The sequence below is a fragment of the Trinickia terrae genome, assembly GCF_005144415.1.
Taxonomy (GTDB): Bacteria; Pseudomonadota; Gammaproteobacteria; order Burkholderiales; family Burkholderiaceae; genus Trinickia_A; species Trinickia_A terrae.
The window spans coordinates 16,232-32,974 of record NZ_SWJE01000012.1; the positions used below are offsets into that span (position 1 = coordinate 16,232).

13 protein-coding genes are annotated in these 16,743 nt (G+C 64.3%); 2 read left to right on the forward strand and 11 right to left on the reverse strand.

All coding sequences use genetic code 11. The features are described from left to right. Positions 1-64 precede the first annotated feature (64 nt). The 9 genes from FAZ69_RS21300 to FAZ69_RS21340 all read right to left on the reverse strand — a co-directional run bounded on the left by FAZ69_RS21300 (position 65) and on the right by FAZ69_RS21340 (position 12,476). Positions 65-1,255 (reverse strand): glycosyltransferase family 4 protein, encoded by a 1,191-nt coding sequence (locus FAZ69_RS21300; protein ID WP_136897082.1) that lies wholly within the window; start codon positions 1,253-1,255, stop codon positions 65-67. Beyond that, on the reverse strand, positions 1,252-2,730 hold the full coding sequence (locus FAZ69_RS21305) for a glucose-6-phosphate isomerase (protein WP_136897083.1): 1,479 nt from the start codon (positions 2,728-2,730) through the stop codon (positions 1,252-1,254). Before FAZ69_RS21305 ends, FAZ69_RS21300 begins: the two co-directional genes overlap by 4 nt. 9 nt (positions 2,731-2,739) lie before the next feature. After that, positions 2,740-3,897, reverse strand: a complete 1,158-nt coding sequence (locus tag FAZ69_RS21310) for a glycosyltransferase family 4 protein (RefSeq protein ID WP_136897084.1) — start codon at positions 3,895-3,897, stop codon at positions 2,740-2,742. A 99-nt stretch (positions 3,898-3,996) separates the two neighbouring features. Next, positions 3,997-4,920: a glycosyltransferase family 2 protein gene (locus tag FAZ69_RS21315; RefSeq protein WP_136897085.1), complete on the reverse strand. Its 924-nt coding sequence runs from the start codon at positions 4,918-4,920 to the stop codon at positions 3,997-3,999. Between the two features lie 12 nt (positions 4,921-4,932). After that, entirely contained in the window at positions 4,933-7,161 is a 2,229-nt protein-coding gene (locus FAZ69_RS21320) for a polysaccharide biosynthesis tyrosine autokinase (protein WP_439654785.1), read from the reverse strand. A gap of 56 nt (positions 7,162-7,217) precedes the next feature. Then, positions 7,218-8,387: a polysaccharide biosynthesis/export family protein gene (locus FAZ69_RS21325; RefSeq protein WP_136897086.1), complete on the reverse strand. Its 1,170-nt coding sequence runs from the start codon at positions 8,385-8,387 to the stop codon at positions 7,218-7,220. Next, positions 8,381-8,815: a low molecular weight protein-tyrosine-phosphatase gene (locus tag FAZ69_RS21330; RefSeq protein ID WP_136897087.1), complete on the reverse strand. Its 435-nt coding sequence runs from the start codon at positions 8,813-8,815 to the stop codon at positions 8,381-8,383. The genes FAZ69_RS21325 and FAZ69_RS21330 overlap by 7 nt, the downstream gene beginning before the upstream one ends. A gap of 798 nt (positions 8,816-9,613) precedes the next feature. After that, the gene (locus tag FAZ69_RS21335) at positions 9,614-11,020 is read right to left on the reverse strand and encodes a UDP-glucose dehydrogenase family protein (RefSeq protein WP_136897088.1); all 1,407 of its coding nucleotides are present in this window, start codon (positions 11,018-11,020) and stop codon (positions 9,614-9,616) included. Positions 11,021-11,078: 58 nt separating this feature from the next. Continuing rightward, entirely contained in the window at positions 11,079-12,476 is a 1,398-nt protein-coding gene (locus FAZ69_RS21340; RefSeq protein WP_136897089.1) for an undecaprenyl-phosphate glucose phosphotransferase, read from the reverse strand. Here FAZ69_RS21340 and FAZ69_RS33350 point away from each other — a divergent pair. Together FAZ69_RS33350 and FAZ69_RS21345 are read left to right on the forward strand one after the other, a co-directional pair. Beyond that, complete coding sequence (locus FAZ69_RS33350) at positions 12,445-12,747, forward strand: hypothetical protein (RefSeq protein ID WP_169708718.1); 303 nt, start codon at positions 12,445-12,447, stop codon at positions 12,745-12,747. The genes FAZ69_RS21340 and FAZ69_RS33350 overlap by 32 nt on opposite strands. A gap of 192 nt (positions 12,748-12,939) precedes the next feature. Next, positions 12,940-14,466, forward strand: coding sequence for a mannose-1-phosphate guanylyltransferase/mannose-6-phosphate isomerase (locus FAZ69_RS21345; protein WP_136897090.1), 1,527 nt, complete (start codon positions 12,940-12,942; stop codon positions 14,464-14,466). Positions 14,467-14,492: 26 nt separating this feature from the next. Here FAZ69_RS21345 and FAZ69_RS21350 read toward each other — a convergent pair whose 3' ends face one another. After that, positions 14,493-15,572: a DUF6566 family protein gene (locus FAZ69_RS21350; protein ID WP_169708721.1), complete on the reverse strand. Its 1,080-nt coding sequence runs from the start codon at positions 15,570-15,572 to the stop codon at positions 14,493-14,495. A gap of 572 nt (positions 15,573-16,144) precedes the next feature. Beyond that, positions 16,145-16,726, reverse strand: coding sequence for a DUF3501 family protein (locus tag FAZ69_RS21355; protein ID WP_136897092.1), 582 nt, complete (start codon positions 16,724-16,726; stop codon positions 16,145-16,147). Positions 16,727-16,743: the final 17 nt, after the last annotated feature.

A 16,743-nucleotide genomic window follows, 5' to 3' on the forward strand; every position in this document is an offset into this window, starting at 1 on the left:
GATAGAAAGGGGAAAAAAGGGCTTGCGCCGCGGCAACTTCGCTCATGATTGTTTCGCTCCTTGGTTAAGCGCGAACTGCGCCGCTGCGCGATTCGAGTTCGGTGCGGGCGGCGCGCAGCTCGCCCTTCGCATCGGCCATCTGCCGGTACAGCGCGATGTACTGCATCGCCATGCGCGACCAGCCGAAGTCGCGCGCGAGGCGGCTCGCGGCAGCGCCCATCGCGCAGCGCGAGCGGTCGTCGTTCGCGAGGCTCGCGACAGCATTGGCGAGCGCGTTGGCATCATCGGGATCGTCGAGCACGATGCCGCACTCGGGCGTGATGATTTCCGCGCCGCCCGCCGTGCGCGCGGTAACGACCGGCAAGCCCGCCGCCATCGCTTCGAGCAGCGACAGGCTCATCGCTTCATAGCGCGACGGAAACACGAACGCATCGACCGAATGCATGAGCGCAGGCATCTCCTTCACGAGCCCCAGAAAATGCACGCGCGATTCGATCTTCAGGGCGCGCGCTTGCTCGGGATACGGACTGCCCGGCAGATACCCGGCCACGGCGATATGAATGTGGTTCGGCAAGCGCGTAAGCGCCTGCAGCACGGTGCCGAGGTTCTTGCGCGGCGTGCGCAGGTCGCCGACGAACAGCAGCAGGAACGCGTCCTGCGGCAAGCCGAACGCGCGCCGGTCGCCCATGGCGGATGCGAACGTCTCGGTATCGACGCCGTTGTAGATCACGCCAACCTTCTGCGCGGGCACACCCGTATTGCGGATCTCCGCGGCGACCTTCTGCGAGACGGCGGTCACCATCCGCGAGCGCTGGTAGGCCCAGCGCTCCAGCCGCGAGTTGATGAACGTGTAGACGAACTGATACGCGGACCACAGCCCCTTCGAAAATCCGAACGGGTAGTACGGGCTCGCGAACCAGCCGCCGTGCACGAAGTGGGCGGTGTTCACGTCGGCATGCGCCCACGAGATGAAGCCGTTCACGTGCAGCACGTCGTATTCGTCGCGATGCTTCTTCAGCCACAGCGCGCTCTTCACCGCGAACACCTGCTGTCGCAAGAGGTTCGACGGCCAGCCCCGGCCGATGCGGATCGGCACCCAGCGCACACGCGGATTCGCGAGCAATTCCGGCGCGACGTGCGAAGCGACCAGCGTCACCGAGATGTTTTCTTCCAATGCGGCGCGTGCGATTTCGTAGTTGACGCGGCCTTGTCCGTCGTTATGACGTACCACGTGCGTAACAATGGCGACTCTCAATTTGACGGACTCCCCCGTAGTAGGCGCGCGCGCTGGATCTTCTGCCAGTGCGCGGCGGACAGCAGCAAAAAGACGCTCATGAACAGCAGCAGGCCCCCGGTGCCGATAAGCGAATTGGTAAAGACGAGCATCGAGAACACAGCGAGCGCCAGACTCAAACAAGCCGCGGCGAATTTGTCGTCGCGCAGCGCGAACGACGCTCGCACCGCGCGCGCGAGCAGCCAGACGATTCCAGAGAGATAGAGCAGCGTTCCCGGCCAGCCGAGCACGAACGGGACGTTCATCACGCCGCTGTCGAAGTTGCCGTACTTGCCGAGTTCGCCGCCATCGTTCGAGAGCTTCGTGGACGTGCCCGTCGCGCCCATGCCTTCGCCGGAGACGTCGGTGAAGGCGGTCTGCGCGAAGGTCGCGTAGAACTGATTGCGCGCTTCGTAGCTCTGGTCGTCGTGCAGGTTGGTCACGGTCTGCAAGCGCTGCGAGAGGCGATCCGCGACCGGCCCGACTGCGAGCAGCGGCACGCACAATCCGCCGAGCACGATGGCGCTCATGATGATCCGCACCCGCACGCGGTTGCTCGACTTCGCGAGCTGGATCAAGACGGCGATGACCCAGCCGCCCCAGGTCGAGCGCACGAGGCTCAGGGCAAACGCGATGAAACCGGCCCCGCCCGCGAGCCAGCGGATGCGCTGCGCCGCCGCGAGCATGAAGACGAGCGAGCCCATCATCGCGAACGCGAACGGTCCCGACGAGTTCATCGTGCTGAACACGCGCACGCCGAACGGCACGGGGTCGCCTTGCGAGTTCATCTGCGAGCCGAGCATCCAGAGCGCGTCCCACGGCGGCATCACGAAGAACTGCACCATCCCGTAGACGCCCATGATCAGCATCCCCCAGACGAACGCCGAGAGGATCGCGTCGCGGTACTGCGGGTAGTTGCGAGAATCGGCCATGATGTGAAAGCCGATCAGGATCGGATAGACCCAGTTCGCGAGATCGTAGACGGCCGCGAGCACGCCGCTCGAGACGACACCGACGAGAAACGCGTACATGAGCCCGATCAGGATCAGCAGCACCGGCAGGCCGCGGCGCTGCGCGAGAACGCGGTAGTGGCGCAGCAGCGTGAGGCCGGAGAGCATCGTCACGGCGAGCGGCGCGATCTGGATCAGGCTCGTCGGCGTGAACGCGCCCTTTGCGAAGTCGGCGAGACGCCGCACCTCGGGGCTCAGGAACCACGTCCACCACATGAAGCCGACATAGCGCGCCGGGCTCTTGAAGTAGAGCCAGATGCCCGTGGCCGTCGCGAGCACCGGGAACGCGAGCGTGAGCACCGTGCCCTGGTGCGCGGCGATCAGGACGAGCGTGATGAACCAGAGGATCGCCTGCGCCGCCCAATGCTTGGGGTCGGTGGCGAAGAGGCCGCGTTTCGGCTCCTTCCGCGGCGCGGCGTACTGACGGGCGAGATGCGGTGTGCTCATGCGGCGGACTCAGCGGCGCTCGGCCGGAACGATGCGCTCGGCGATGTCGAGATCGCGCGTATGGCGCTCGCGCCCGCGCATGGCCTGCGCGTTGCGTTCGGCCAGCATCGCGCGCGTGATCTGCACGTGCTGGTGCGCGAAATGCTCGGTCGTCAGCTGGCGGACCGTCAATTGCGCGCCGGCAGCCCAGGCGCGGCACAGCGTTGCCTCGGGATGCGCGGCGAGGTCGTCGGCCGCGCGCCGCAGCGCCGCCACGTCGTGCGGCGGCACGTAGGTGACCTGCTGCGCGGTGAAGTAGTCGCGCAGGCCGCCCACGTCGCTCGCGATCACCGGCTTGCCGAGCGCCGCCGCCTCCAGCACGACCGTGATCCCCGACGCGTGGTAGTTCGGCCGCAGCGGCACCACCACGAGGTCCGCCCAGTCGTACAGCTCGCGCTGCTTCGCGAGGCCGGACGCGGGCGCGATCTGCACGTTCGGCGCATGGAGCGCCTTCGGGATCTTGCGGCGCGTCGCCAAGCGCACCGTATAGCGCGAATCGTTGCCGAACGCCTTCACGAGCGTCGTCCAGTCGCGGTCGCGGTCGTTGCCGATCGCCGCGATCCGCAGCGGCGTGCCCGGTTGCCACTCGTGCGGCTCGGCGAGCGGAAAGTCGGTCATGTTCAGGCCGTAGTAGACGTGCAGTGCGTTGCGCCGCAGATAGCGGCGGCACAGCTCGGCGTTCTCGCTCGAGAGCGTCGTCAGCACGTCGGCGCGCGCGAGCAGCTTGCGATAGCACCAGCGCCGCAGTGCGCCGTAGCCGCGCCATTTGTCGAAGAGCCAGACGCTTTGCGCGAGCAGCAACGGCTTCTTGCCGCGCGCGCCGGACAGCAGCAACACCAGCGCGACGGCCAGGTGCTCGGCTTCGGTGTGCGTCCAGATCACGTCGGAGCGCAGGATCTCGTCGCGATTGCGCAGCGTATGGATCAGATCGAAGCCGAGCATCAGCTTGAGCGCACGGCGCACGAGGCTCACCGGCCTGCTTTCCTTCGCATCGCGCGAATAGCTGAGCGCGAACTCGCCGGACTCCGCGTGGTGATAGCCGTACAGGCAGCCGAAGTTGTCGCCCTTGCGGTAGACGCTCGGGTCGGCGCCGTAAAAAAGGTGTACGTGCACTTTGGTTGCTTGCATGCTTGAACTCCGGGGAACCGGTGTGGGGTTCTCATCGTCTTGCGGCGCGTTGCGGCGAACAGCAGGGCCTGGACCTCGCCGAGACGCGCCGTGCTCACATCACGGCGTCGCGCGCCGCGCATCGTTGGCGCCCAGGCGCACCGCGCGCCAGCGCGAGCGCACCACCGCGCCGTTCTTCGACGTCGCCGACAGCACCGCATGCACGAGCCCCGGATAGGCCCGCGTGCCCACTAGCGTGTACCACCACCACGCGGTCTCGCGCCGAAGCGGCGGCAGGTGCTCGCGCAGCACGAGATGCAGGTTGTAGGCAGCGTTGCGCACGGCGGCCATCGTCTGCACGTCGCGCTTGTTGTCGTCGAAGCGTTCGGCCGGGTAGTGATCGACGGCCACGCGCGGGTCGTAGACGAGCTTCCAGCCCCCGCGCTTCACGCGCATGCTGAACGCCATGTCGTTGTGGACCTGGGCGCCCGCGCCGCGCAGGCGCTCGTCGAAGCGGACGCCGGCGATCGCCGCGCGCCGGTAGCTCATGTTGGCGCCTTTGAGCATGTCGACCTCGCGCGGCTCGCCCACGCCGAGATGGTGATTGCCGATGAGCTTGCCCGACGGCAGGATCTTGCCGACGCGCTCGCTCCGGCCGTCGAGGACGCGGCCTCTTTCGTGAACCCAGTCGCGCCCGCCGAGCGCGCCTAGCTGCCGATCGGCGGAGAACGCGGCGGCGATGCGCTTCAGCCAGTCGGGACGCGGCGCGGCATCGTCGTCGGTAATCGCGATCACGTCGCCCGACGCGGCGTCGAGCCCGCGATTGAGCGCCGCGACCTGCCCCGGCACTTCGATCAGCGCGACGCGCAGCGGAAGATTGCCGCGCACGGCGGGATCGGCGAGCCGTTCATGCGTCGCGTCGTCCTCGGGCCGCGCGACGACGATCACTTCGTCCGGCTTCTTCATCTGCCGCTGCAGCGCGATCAAGCAGCGCGCCAGATCGGCGGGACGGCGGTAGGTCGGAACCAGTACGGATAGCTTCATATGCATTGAACCTCACACACTCAGGTATTCCTGCACGGCGGCATAGCCCGCGCGCCCATAGCCGCGCGCAATCTGCGGCATCGCGTTGAAGATCCCGCCCTGCACCTGGATGCCGGCCGCCCGCAGGCGCTTGAGCGAATCGGTGATCTCCACTTCGTTGTGCATGCCCGAGCGCAGCACGAGGAAGGTCGCGCCGGCCAGTTCGCCGAAGATCGTGGCGTCGGTGACGGCGAGCACCGGCGGCGTATCGATGAAGATCACGTCGTAGCGCTTGCTCAGGCCGTCGAGGTACGTCTGCAGGCGCGGCGACATCAGCAGCTCCGAAGGATTCGGCGGACGCACGCCGCTCGCCACGAACTCGAGCCCCTTCACCATGGTGGGGCGAATCGCCTCTTCGAGCGAAATCTGCCCGCTCAACAGTTCCGAGAGACCGTTGTCGCGCTCGCCGCCCACATAGCGTTCGAGCGAGCCGCGCCGCATGTCGCCGTCGATCAGCAGCACGCGCTTGCCCGAGTTGGCGAGCAGCACCGCGAGATTGACCGCCAGGAAGCTCTTGCCGATGCCGGGCGAAGGTCCGGTCAGCACCGTGACGCGGTTCTTCGCATCCATCAGCGTGAACTGCATCGACGTGCGCAGGCTGCGCAGGCTCTCGACGCAGACGTCCCTCGGCCGCAGCTGCGCGAGGATCGGCCGGTCGCGGCGACTGGCGCGCTCGTTGGCGACATCGAGCTTGACGAGCTCGTGGCTGAGCGGCACGAGGCCAAAGATCGGCAGGCCGAAGTTGCGCTCGACGCGCTCGGGATCGTCGATGCCCGCGAACATATTGCGGCGCAGGAACACGATGCCCGTACCGACGATCAGCCCGAGGATCACCGCCGCCGACAGGATCAGCACCTTCTTGGGCTTCACCGGCTCGCCGGGACGCAGCGCGGCGTCGACGAGGTGAACGTTGCCGCCCGTGCCCGCCTTCTGCACCGAGAGCTCCTGCACGCGGTTCAGGAGCAGCACGTAGATGTCCTCGGCCACCTTGGCATCGCGCTGCAGCGCGACGGCCTTCACTTCCGATGCGGGCAGGTCGCGGAAGCGGTCGGAGAACTTCTGCTGCTCGGCCTGGAGCTGCGTGAGCTGCTGCTTGGCGGTCTGCATGACCGGGTTCTCGTTGCCGTAGCGCTCCTGCATCGACGCGATCTGCAGGCGCAGCGCCGCGATCTGCTGCTCGTACTGGATGCTGCCTTCGAGATAGACCTTCGCCTCGTCGCTCGCGTTGATCGAGCCGGACTGCTGCTGATATTGCGTGAGCGCGGCCTCGGCGCGCTCGAGATCGGACTTCAGGCGCGGCGCTTCGCTCTCGAGGAAGGTCAGCATCTTGCTCGCCTCTTCCTGCTTGCTCGCGATGTGCTGGCGCAGGTACGACTGTGCGAGCGCGTTGGCGATCTCGGCAGCGCGCGCCGGGTCCTTGTCTTCGAGCGAGATCTGGATCACGCCGGTCTGCTTGCCCTGCTCGGTCACCGTGATCGCCGATTGAAACCCGGTGATCGCGTCGAGGTCGTTCAGGCGCGTCACCTTGAACTGCGTGCCGGGGCGCGCGACGAGCTGGTTGACCGTGATCGTCACGCCGCCGCCCTTCTCCTGCTCCCCTGCACGGCCGCGCAGCAGCAGCGCGCCGTCGGCGTCCTGCAGTGTGTACTGGCCATCGCCGAGCGCCGTCATCGTCAGCTTCTCGTTTTCGAGCGCGGGCGTCACTTCGATCGAATCGACGTCGGCGATTTCACCGCCCCACGCGAACGACTTCAGGCCAAGCCACGGTTGCGCAGGCTTGCCGGGCTGCGCGAGACGCGCCGCGATGCTGCCGAGCAGCGGAATCGTCTTCGGCGCCACCGAGAAATTCAGCTTGCACTGCTCGACCACTGGAGCCACGACGCCGCGGCTCTTGATGATTTCGATTTCGGCGTCGGTGGGCATCGTCTGCGTGCCGCTGTTGATGACCGCGCCCGTCTGCGTCTGCGTGAGCGCCTGCGAGTTGTTGTCGCCCGTCTCCACGCGCACGTGCGCATCCGCCGAATAGATCGGCTTGGCGAGGTAGCAATAGAGCGCGGCCATCGCGACGATCGTGAGCGCGATGCCGATCAGCCACCAGATGTCGTCGAGAATCACCTGCAGCAGCTGGCCTAGGACGAGATCCTCTTCCTCGGTCTTGATCGCCGCCATCGGCGCGCCATGCGTGTTGAAACTTGTGCTCATGCTTCGTTCCCGGTTCCGGTCGCGGCCACCCCTGGAAGCCAGAGGCGGCCTGGGCCTTATTTCGTCAGTTGCTTCAGGTAGAACGCCGTCTCGATGGCGGGCAGCACCTGCTGGAGGACACGGTTGAACTGCACCGAGCTCGCGGTGCCGACGTAGACCACATCCATCGGCTGCAGCTGGAATTGCGCGGACAGGAGCAGCGAGTCGGGCTGCGTCATGTCGAGCCGGTAGATGTCGGGCGCGCCCGGCTTGCCGTGCAGGCCGCGAATCACGTAGATCTGGCGCACGTTCGCGTCGGTGTCGAGCACGCCGCCGGCGTTCGTCAGCGAATCGGCGATCGTCAGGCGCCCGCGGATCATCTGCACCGGCATCGGCGTCTTCACTTCGCCCATCACGAACACGCGGCTATCCGAGCGATCGGGGATGTTGATGATGTCGCCGTCCTGCAGCATCACGTTGTTCGCGATGTCGCCGCGGTCGAGCACGCCGTTGACATCGATCTGATAGAAGTGGTTGTTGCGCGTGAGGCGCACGCGCTGCAGGTCGGCATCCGAGTTCGTGCCGCCCGAACGCGTGATCGCATCGACGAGCGTAAGCGGCACGTCGGTGACGGCGAGCGGGCCGGGTGTCTTCACGTCGCCGGTCACCTGCACCTTCTGGCCGCGATAGGCGAGCACGCGCACGTCGAGCTGCGGGTTCTTGATATAGGGGCCAAGCGCGGCGGCGAGCTGGTCGCGCACTTCCTGAGTGGTCTTGCCGCCTACCTTGAAGCGGCCGACGAACGGAAAGAAGATCGTGCCGTCGCCGGCGACGGTCTGGCCGTATGGGTCGGCCTGACCCGGCAGCGCCGTCGTGTACGGCTGCGCGAGCGCGCCGGCGATCGTCTGCGTGGTGTTGCCGCCGGTCGAGAGCGACGTGCCTTGCGGCGTGGTGAGCTCGGGGTGATCCCAGATCGTGATGCCGAGGATGTCTTGCGGCGCAACGCGATAGACGTACTTCGACGCATCGCTGAAGCGCGATTCCGGCAGCACGGCCGGGGTGGCTTGCGCGTTGGCTTCCTCTCTAAGGAGCGAGGGCGTGATCAAGCGGACGTTGTAGGTGTCGGTGGGCGCCTGGCTGTTGTCCTCCTTGAGGCGCGACGTATCCAGGTAGTTGCCGGGCGCAGTGGCGCAGCCTGACACAAAAGCCGTCAGCAAGATTGAAATCGCAGCGCAACGTTTCAGCATATTTTGTTCAGCCATCCGGTGACGAGATGTTCGATGAGGGCGAAGCTTTTGCGGTAGATGTCCTCGCTGTCGCCGTATGGGTCCGCGACATCCGAGTCCTCCCACTTGCCGAGCAGATGGACCTTGCCGCGAGAGGTCGGCGCCAGCGATTCCACCGCGGTGATCTGCTTGCGCTCGCTGACCAGAATCAAGTCCGCATCGCGGATGAGTTGCGGGCTTAGGCGCCGCGAGCGGTGATCGGAGCTGTCGATGCCTTGGTGCGCCAGCAAACGCTGCATCGTGGAGTCGATCGACGCGCCGTCGCAGGCCTTTAGTCCCGCTGAGTGGAATCGGATTTGCCCGTGCGGGCGGCGGGCTCTGAATAGCAGCTCCGCTGCAGGACTTCTGCATATGTTTGCGTGGCAGACCACCAGGATGTTTTTAAACATAGCGGTAGGCCTCGCTCGGTGTCTCGCGGGTTTGCGCTTTATCTTTCGCCTGGGCTTGTGGCACAAATTCATTTCGCGCCGGTCCACAAGCGTTGCCCCTCCCCGGGGCGGGGGTCACTTTTGTCTTGCCAAAAGTAACCAAAAGCGCGTCCTGGGCGGACAGCCTTGGCCCGTTAGCACGCAGTCCTGTTGGCGTTAGCGGTCGGGGGCAAGCGTCATTGCTCGCCGCACGGCCCGTTAGCACGTGGACACTTTCAGACGCGGCCGAGGAAACTGCCCAGCGTTGGTAGTCAGGAAAGGCCTGAAGTGACATGCTCGTGGACACTGCGCATTGCGCACATGCAAACGCAAATGGTCCGGCCGCCCTCTTCGGCCCAGCCTCTACTTCGGTACTTGCGCTCATCATTGCCATTTCACTCCTCACTACAAGACTCCTTGTTGCAGTCGCTGTGCTTGCTTTGGCCGGCACACCATTTCTAACCAGGCGACGCTGGGGCACCAATGAACTGACACCCTCAATTTGATTCGTCGCAGCGCAACCCCGTGCCGCGTGCTAACGGGACGTACGGCGGGCGACAACGGTAGCCCTCAGACCGCTACCGCCAACAGGACTGCGTGCTAACGGGCCAAGGCCGTCCGCCCAGGACGCGCTTTTGGTTACTTTTGGCAAGACAAAAGTGACCCACGCCCCGGGGAGGGGCAACGCATGCGGCCGGCCGCGAAATGAACCTTGCGCCGCGAACCTCAGCGAACCGCCCCCAGAACCCAACAACAACAACAACAACAACAACAAAAGCCTCAACGCGCAGCCAAAGCGCCATTCACCGCAAAAGCACCGGCAAAAACACCGCCCCGCCCGATGGCGTGATACTCGACGCCGATCTCCCGCATCGTCTCGGGCTCGTACAAATTGCGTCCGTCGAAAATCAGCGGCGCTTTGAGCGCTTTTTTCAGGCTATCGAAGTCCGGGCTCTTGAATGCCTTCCACTCCGTGAGAATCACCAGCGCGTCCGCGTGCCTGACGGCCTCCATCTGCTCGTTGGCAAAACTCAGCCTTTCGAGCCATTCGGGCTGGTCCTCCAAATCCTGGTCGATTGCCCGCTTGGCATCGCGAATGGCGACGGGGTCATACGCCACCACCCGCGCCCCGCGCGCAAGCAGCGCGGCAATCAAGGTCCGGCTGGGCGCTTCGCGCATGTCATCGGTATTCGGCTTGAACGCAAGCCCCCAAACCGCAAACGTGCGATCCGACAAATCCTCGCCGAGCCGCTCGACGATCTTGTGCGCCAGCACTTTCTTCTGCGCATCGTTGACCGCCGACACCGCTTTCAGGATCTTCAGCTCCTGCGCGTTTTCCGCCGCCGTGCGGATCAGCGCCTCGACGTCCTTCGGGAAGCACGAGCCGCCATACCCGCAGCCCGCATACAGGAAGTGATAGCCGATCCGCGGGTCCGAACCAATTCCGCGCCGCACGGCTTCGATATCCGCACCGATGCGGTCCGCGAAATTCGCCAGCTCGTTCATGAACGAAATGCGCGTCGCGAGCATTGCGTTAGCCGCGTATTTCGTGAACTCGGCCGAGCGCACATCCATCCAGAGCGTGCGTTCGTGGTTGCGGTTGAACGGCGCATACAGACGCCGCATCAGCTCGCGCGCCTTCTCGCCCGGCACGTCGTCATCGCAGCCGAGCACGATGCGGTCGGGCCGCGTGAAGTCCTCGACAGCCGCGCCTTCCTTCAGAAACTCCGGATTCGACACCACCGAGAACATCGGCTCGATGCCGCGCGCCGCAAGCTCGGCCGCCACGGTTTCGCGCACGCGCAGCGCCGTGCCCACGGGCACCGTCGACTTGTCGACGATCACCTTGAAGCCGGTCATGTAGCGGCCGATGTTGCGCGCGGCCGCCAGCACGTATTGCAGGTCGGCCGAGCCGTCTTCGTCGGGCGGCGTGCCGACGGCGATGAACTGCACGTCGCCGTGCGCCACCGCGGCGCGCACGTCGGTCGAAAACTTCAGGCGCCCCGCCGCCAGGTTGCGCGCAATGACTTCGCGCAAGCCCGGCTCGTGGATCGGCATGCCGCCGCTGTTCAACACGTCGATCTTCTTTTGATCGACGTCGAGGCAGAACACGTCGTTGCCGATGTCGGCAAGGCATGCGCCCGTCACGAGACCCACGTAACCGCTGCCAATGATGGTCAGATTCATCCGTTACTCCTAGAAACAGGGAACTGTTTGTCGTGAGACCGGCAAAAACGTGCCGTCGTCAATACGCGTTGCTGCCGGCAAAGCCCTTCCACAGCGTCAGGGCGACGATCTTGATGTCGAGCCAGAAAGTCCAGTGCTGCATGTAGTACAAATCGAGCTTCACCCGCCCCATCATCTTTTCGATGCGGTCGGTTTCGCCGCGGTAGCCGTTGATCTGCGCCCAGCCCGTGATGCCCGGCTTGATCCGGTAGCGGTGCATGTAGCCGCGCACGAGGTCCTTGTAGATATCGTCGTGCTGGAGCGCGTGCGGGCGCGGCCCCACCACCGACATCTCGCCTTTGAGCACGTTGATGAACTGCGGCAGCTCGTCGAGGCTCGTGCGGCGCAAGAAGCGCCCTACAGGCGTGACGCGCGAGTCGTTCTTCGTCGCCTGCGTCACGGTGCCGGTCTTCTCGGCGTGCACCTTCATCGAGCGGAACTTGTAGATCTCGAACTCGTTGCCGTCGAGGCCCTTGCGCTTCTGCCGGAAAAACACCGGCCCCGGCGACGAGAGCTTGACCATCAACGCGATCACCACCATCAGCGGAGAAAGCGCAAGCAGCGCGCCCAAGGCAAATAGCCGGTCGAACACGAACTTCGGCAGGATGCGCATATCGGTGATCGGCGAAGCGGCGAGGTTGATCGCCGGCACGCCGAGCAGATCGACCACCACGTGATTGAACAGCGACAGGCTGCGCACGTCCGGAATGAAGCGGATATTCACGAAGTCGTGCTGGAATTCCGTCACGAGCTTGTGGATCGTGCGCTCCTGCGAAATCGGCAGCGCGAGCCACAGCTCGCGAATCGCGCGGCGCTTCACGAGCGCCGTCAGCTTCGCGAAGTCCTGCTCGAACGGCACGCCGGCCACCGTGCCGGCCGGCTCGCCGTCATGGCCCGCGTCCTCATCGGTCTCTTCGTTGAAGACGCACACCGGGCGGAATCCCGCATCGGGACGCCTGCGCATCTGCTCGACGAGAAACCGCCCGTACTGGCGGCCGCCCACGATGGCAACCGTCTTGAAATTGAAGCCCTCGCGGCGCAATTGCCTGAGGATCGCGTAGACCAGCGTCTTCGTTGCAATCAGCAACGCAATCGTCGCCACCGCCCAATACGCGAGCCACAAACGCGACAGCTCGTCCGCGCGATGCAGGCTGAAGCTCATCAGGATGCCCGTGCCCTCGACGATCAGCCAACCGATCGCCACGCGCCACAGGAGTTCGCGCACAGGCTTGCCGCGCCACGACTGATAGATGCCGAGCGCCGGAAAGAACACGATGGCCAGCACGCCGTTGAACGCGACGGCGAAGGTCTGCATGTCGTTGAGCCACACGAAACGGCCTTCGTGCAGCCCCGCCGCAATGAGCGCGCCCAGAGCGGCCATTGCGATGTCGATGATTCTCGATAGAACGCTCAGCATCCGATACACCCCAGTTCGTCAGTCACGTTCTGCGCGTGGATTCAAGGTCGCGAGGATTTCGCCCGGCGCTTGCCGCAATTCGCGGAAACCCTTGCTTGGGGTCAATGAAGCGGTATTAAAAAACATGCTGCAAGCGCAGCAATATTTCGAAAATTATTCAGCAAGATTTGCCGAATTTTTTTGGATTTCGTTCGGGATGTTTTTCCGAAATGACCGGGAAGAGCCGCTGTTGGCGGGCAAATCGACGGGTGACAGATGCTGTTTTGCATAGCTGCTCGACTGCGCGCGTGCAGCATGCCGATCGCCCCTTCGTCATGCGCAATCCGGTTTTCTCAATTGTTTTTCAATTTTTTATTTGAATCGGCACAATTGACGAAACACGAACTTTTTATTGTGAATATTGTGAATTTACGTCGTGCTAAAACTTGAGGCGTTCCTTTTCACGCCCCTGAGGAGTACGACCATGATTGCTCCGGCTGCTGTGGCCGACACCGAGCTCGCCACCCAACACGAACGTCCGCGCACGACCGGCGTGCGGCTCGCCGTGCATCCCGTGATTCTGGCCGGCGGCTCCGGCACGCGCCTGTGGCCCATGTCGCGCGAGCACTATCCGAAGCAGCTCATCGGCCTGCTCGGCGAAGAATCGCTGCTGCAATCGACCACGCATCGCCTCGACGGCCTGACGAGCGGCTTCGAGCTCGCCGAGCGGGTGACCGTGGTCTGCGGCGAGGAACACCGCTTCACCACCGTCGAGCAGTTGCGCGCGAGCGGTCACGCGTCGCGCATCCTGCTCGAGCCGCTCGGGCGCGACACCGCGCCTGCGCTGACGATCGCAGCGCTCGACATCGCCGCCGAAAGCGGCGACGCACTGATGGTCGTCATGCCGGCCGACCACGCCGTCGCCGATCTCAGCGGCTTTCAGACCGCGGTAGCAGCAGGCGTGCACTATGCATCGGAAGGCATGATCGCGACGATGGGCATCGTGCCCGATCGCGCGGAGACCGGCTACGGCTACATCCGGCTCGGCCAGCCGATCGGCGAAACCGGCGGCATTGCCGCGCGCAGGCTGGAGCGCTTCGTCGAGAAGCCGCATGTGGAGCTCGCGCAGCAATACGTCGCGTCCGGTGAATATTGGTGGAACAGCGGCATATTCATCGTCCGCGCGTCGACCTGGCTCAACGCGATCCGGCATTTCCAGCCCGCGATTCTCGAAGCCTGCACGCGCGCTCTTGCAGGCGGCAAAACCGATGGCGACTTTTTCCGCCTCGATCGCGGCGCGTTCGCAAGCTCGCCGTCGAACTCGATCGACTACGCGGTGATGGAGCCGCTCAGCAACGATCAGTCCTCCTGCAACGGCGTGGTCGTGCCGCTCAACGCCGGATGGTCCGACGTCGGCTCGTGGGACGCGATCTGGAAGATCCTGCCCAAGGACGGCAACGGCAATGTCGGACGCGGACGCATCATGTTCGAGGGCGCGCAATCGACGCTTGCGCACTCCGAAGGCCGCCTGATCGCGTGCGTCGGCACGCAGGACCTCGTCGTCGTCGAGACAGCGGATGCGATTCTCGTCGCGGATAAATCGCACGTTCAGGACGTCAAGAAAGTCGTCGGCCGGCTGAAGGCCGAAAGCGGCCCCGAAGCGGCGAACCACCGCAAGGTGCATCGCCCGTGGGGCCACTACGATTCCGTCGACAACGGCGAGCGCTTTCAAGTGAAGCGCATCGTCGTGAAGCCCGGTGCACGGCTGTCGCTGCAGATGCATCACCATCGCGCGGAACACTGGATTGTCGTGCGCGGCACCGCGCTCGTCACGCGCGGCGACGAAACGTTCATCCTGTCCGAGAACGAATCGACCTACATTCCGCTAGGCATCACGCACCGGCTCGAAAACCCCGGGAAGATGCCGCTCGAAATCATCGAGGTGCAGTCCGGCGCGTATCTCGGTGAGGACGATATCGTGCGCTTCGACGACAAGTACGGGCGCGAGTGAGAGCGCAAAGAAAAGCGCGCTCCCGGTCATCCGGCCTGGTAAAGCAGTTCGGATGACTTGGATTCCGAGCGGCTGTCCAATGCGCGACGCCGCTCGGGAGTGATGCGCTTGACGTTGCCGGACTTGCTCGCAGGCTGGGTTGTCGCCGAGCCAGGCGCGGGCAATGCGGGGAAAGCGGCAGCGGCATGCGCGGCGCTTTCGTCGGCGGCCGCCGCGGGCTCGACGCGATCGACAGCCTCGCTGCGGCTTTGGCCTTCAACCCAATCGCGGCCCCAATCGAGCGCGTAGTGCTGCGCCTCCGCGGAATCGACGAAGCGAGGTCCGATGAGGCCGGAGCGCTCGATGCGCTTGCCGTCCTTCACGATTTCGGTCCACGCGCGATACATGAGCTTTGCGACAGGCTGTGCCGATGCGTAGATCGTGTAGCCCTTGTAGTGGTCGACTTGCGCATCCGGCGAGGCGAAGTTCTGCCACGACGTGCCGCCCGGCAGGTCGCGCCGCGCGGCAGCGGACGCCGTGCTGCCGCCGGCAGCCGGCGATGCGGCCGCTGGAGACGCCGGCGCCGCATGTTGGGCCACAGTCCAAGCCTCGGCACGCGCATGCAGGCCTTGCAAGGTGTCGGCTTCGCGCGCCGCCTCTTTCGTCTCGCTGCCCGACAGCTGTCGCGTCATCGCCTCGATCGAGCCGCCCGGCACGCAAACGTTTGCGTGAACGGACGCTGTATGCCACGACTCGGGGTTCTTCCAGAACGCGCCGCGCAGGCGGTCCATGTCGGCCGTCGGCTCGGGGCGCGGCGCAGCGGCCGGCGCGGGCGGCTCGGGAATATAAACGAACGTGCGGCCGGATTCCGACAACACGCGAACCATTTCGATCAGCGTGCCGTCGACCAGCCACTCTTCGAAACGGCGCCGGCATGTGGGTCCGGACGGATAGCGCCCGGGCAGCTTCGACCAAGGGTTGCCGGTCGTGAGAATCCACAGCACGGCGTTCACGACCACGCGTGTTTCGGCACGCGGCCTGCCGCGACGGTTCAGGCGTATCGGCTCGTCGGCCACGAGGGGCGATAGTCGGCCCCACTCATCGTTGTTCAACTCATCGAAGAACATGCTTTTCTCCACGCAGCCTGGCCGGGCTGCGACTATTGGCAAGGATCGGCAGGTCATGCGCGATCGCCATGAGGTTGCACAATTTGCTTGAACGTAGGGCGCGCCGGTCAATTTCGCACGTAGGTAGTGCAGAATTTCCCCCGACTGACGCACGAAACGCGGTCTCACTCGTGCATGGGAAAATTGTGCACGAAGCATACCATCGCTAGGGTTTGTCTGAATATCCCTATGGCTTTATGTTACGTACAGAAACAAGTTCGCCGCAATTCGTTACAGAGTAATGAATTGATTTTTTTATTTGAACGATATGGGGCTGGCAGGAAAGCAGCCGCAACGCATATCGCTTGAGACCTCATGCGGGCGCGGCTTAGCGGGCGATTGAAGGTTGCATGCGGCGCAAAGAATGCCTAATTCATCGCAAAAGGTTAGGTAAGTTTTCGCAATGCCAATAGGAATGGCGAATTGCCGTTTGATAATCCGTTATTTACCGGATCGAGAAAATTCGAGTGCAAATGTTGCCGATTGCACAGGATGCCTGAATGGGATGCTCCGAATAGGTCAACCCGAATGGGTCAGCTCAAATCCTTGACGAGCGACGCCAGCACCTCAGACTCGACCGGCGCGACGGGCACCGGGTAGTTTGGATGGTCGCATCCCATCGAAAGCCCTCCCCCCTGCTTCAACTTCGACTTCATTTGCGGCGTCAATTCGAAGCGCACGAAATGCACGGCCGAGGTCTTCTCGTCGGTCTCGCGATCGAGATCTTCGTCGGCGATCGCATAGACAGGCTCCTCGCCGTCGACCTGGATGAACACGCGGTCCTCGATGCCGATCAGGCGCCCGAGCGCGGCGCGGCGCTCGACCACGTTTTCATATTCGAGCTGCATCGTCGCCTTCAGATTGCTGCCGTCCGGCACGAGCGGCAGATAGGTGTTCAGCTCGCCGAGGATGCCCTCTTCATCGAAGATCTTCTCGATGTGGAGCATCTCCTGAATCTGGTAGCGAATCGTCGTCTCGTCCTCGAACAGGAAGGTCAGGTGATTGCCGAGATGAACGGCGCGGGTTTTCTTGTGTTCGATCACTCGTGCGCGCATCTCGACGCGCGCCTTCGAATAAGCCTCGAGCGTCAGCAGCGAATTCCTCGAAATAGTCATTGCGCGATCCTCGCATG

Excerpts from the sequence above, each read along its gene's own strand:
- FAZ69_RS21325 (WP_136897086.1), bottom strand. The coding sequence starts at position 8,387 with ATGCTGAAACGTTGCGCTGCGATTTCAATCTTGCTGACGGCTTTTGTG.
- FAZ69_RS21350 (WP_169708721.1), bottom strand. The coding sequence starts at position 15,572 with ATGTTCTTCGATGAGTTGAACAACGATGAGTGGGGCCGACTATCGCCC.
- FAZ69_RS21355 (WP_136897092.1), bottom strand. The coding sequence starts at position 16,726 with ATGACTATTTCGAGGAATTCGCTGCTGACGCTCGAGGCTTATTCGAAG.
- FAZ69_RS21305 (WP_136897083.1), bottom strand. The coding sequence starts at position 2,730 with ATGAGCACACCGCATCTCGCCCGTCAGTACGCCGCGCCGCGGAAGGAG.
- FAZ69_RS21315 (WP_136897085.1), bottom strand. The coding sequence starts at position 4,920 with ATGAAGCTATCCGTACTGGTTCCGACCTACCGCCGTCCCGCCGATCTG.
- FAZ69_RS33350 (WP_169708718.1), top strand. The coding sequence starts at position 12,445 with ATGTCGATGATTCTCGATAGAACGCTCAGCATCCGATACACCCCAGTT.
- FAZ69_RS21335 (WP_136897088.1), bottom strand. The coding sequence starts at position 11,020 with ATGAATCTGACCATCATTGGCAGCGGTTACGTGGGTCTCGTGACGGGC.
- FAZ69_RS21310 (WP_136897084.1), bottom strand. The coding sequence starts at position 3,897 with ATGCAAGCAACCAAAGTGCACGTACACCTTTTTTACGGCGCCGACCCG.
- FAZ69_RS21330 (WP_136897087.1), bottom strand. The coding sequence starts at position 8,815 with ATGTTTAAAAACATCCTGGTGGTCTGCCACGCAAACATATGCAGAAGT.
- FAZ69_RS21340 (WP_136897089.1), bottom strand. The coding sequence starts at position 12,476 with ATGCTGAGCGTTCTATCGAGAATCATCGACATCGCAATGGCCGCTCTG.
- FAZ69_RS21320 (WP_439654785.1), bottom strand. The coding sequence starts at position 7,161 with ATGAGCACAAGTTTCAACACGCATGGCGCGCCGATGGCGGCGATCAAG.
- FAZ69_RS21345 (WP_136897090.1), top strand. The coding sequence starts at position 12,940 with ATGATTGCTCCGGCTGCTGTGGCCGACACCGAGCTCGCCACCCAACAC.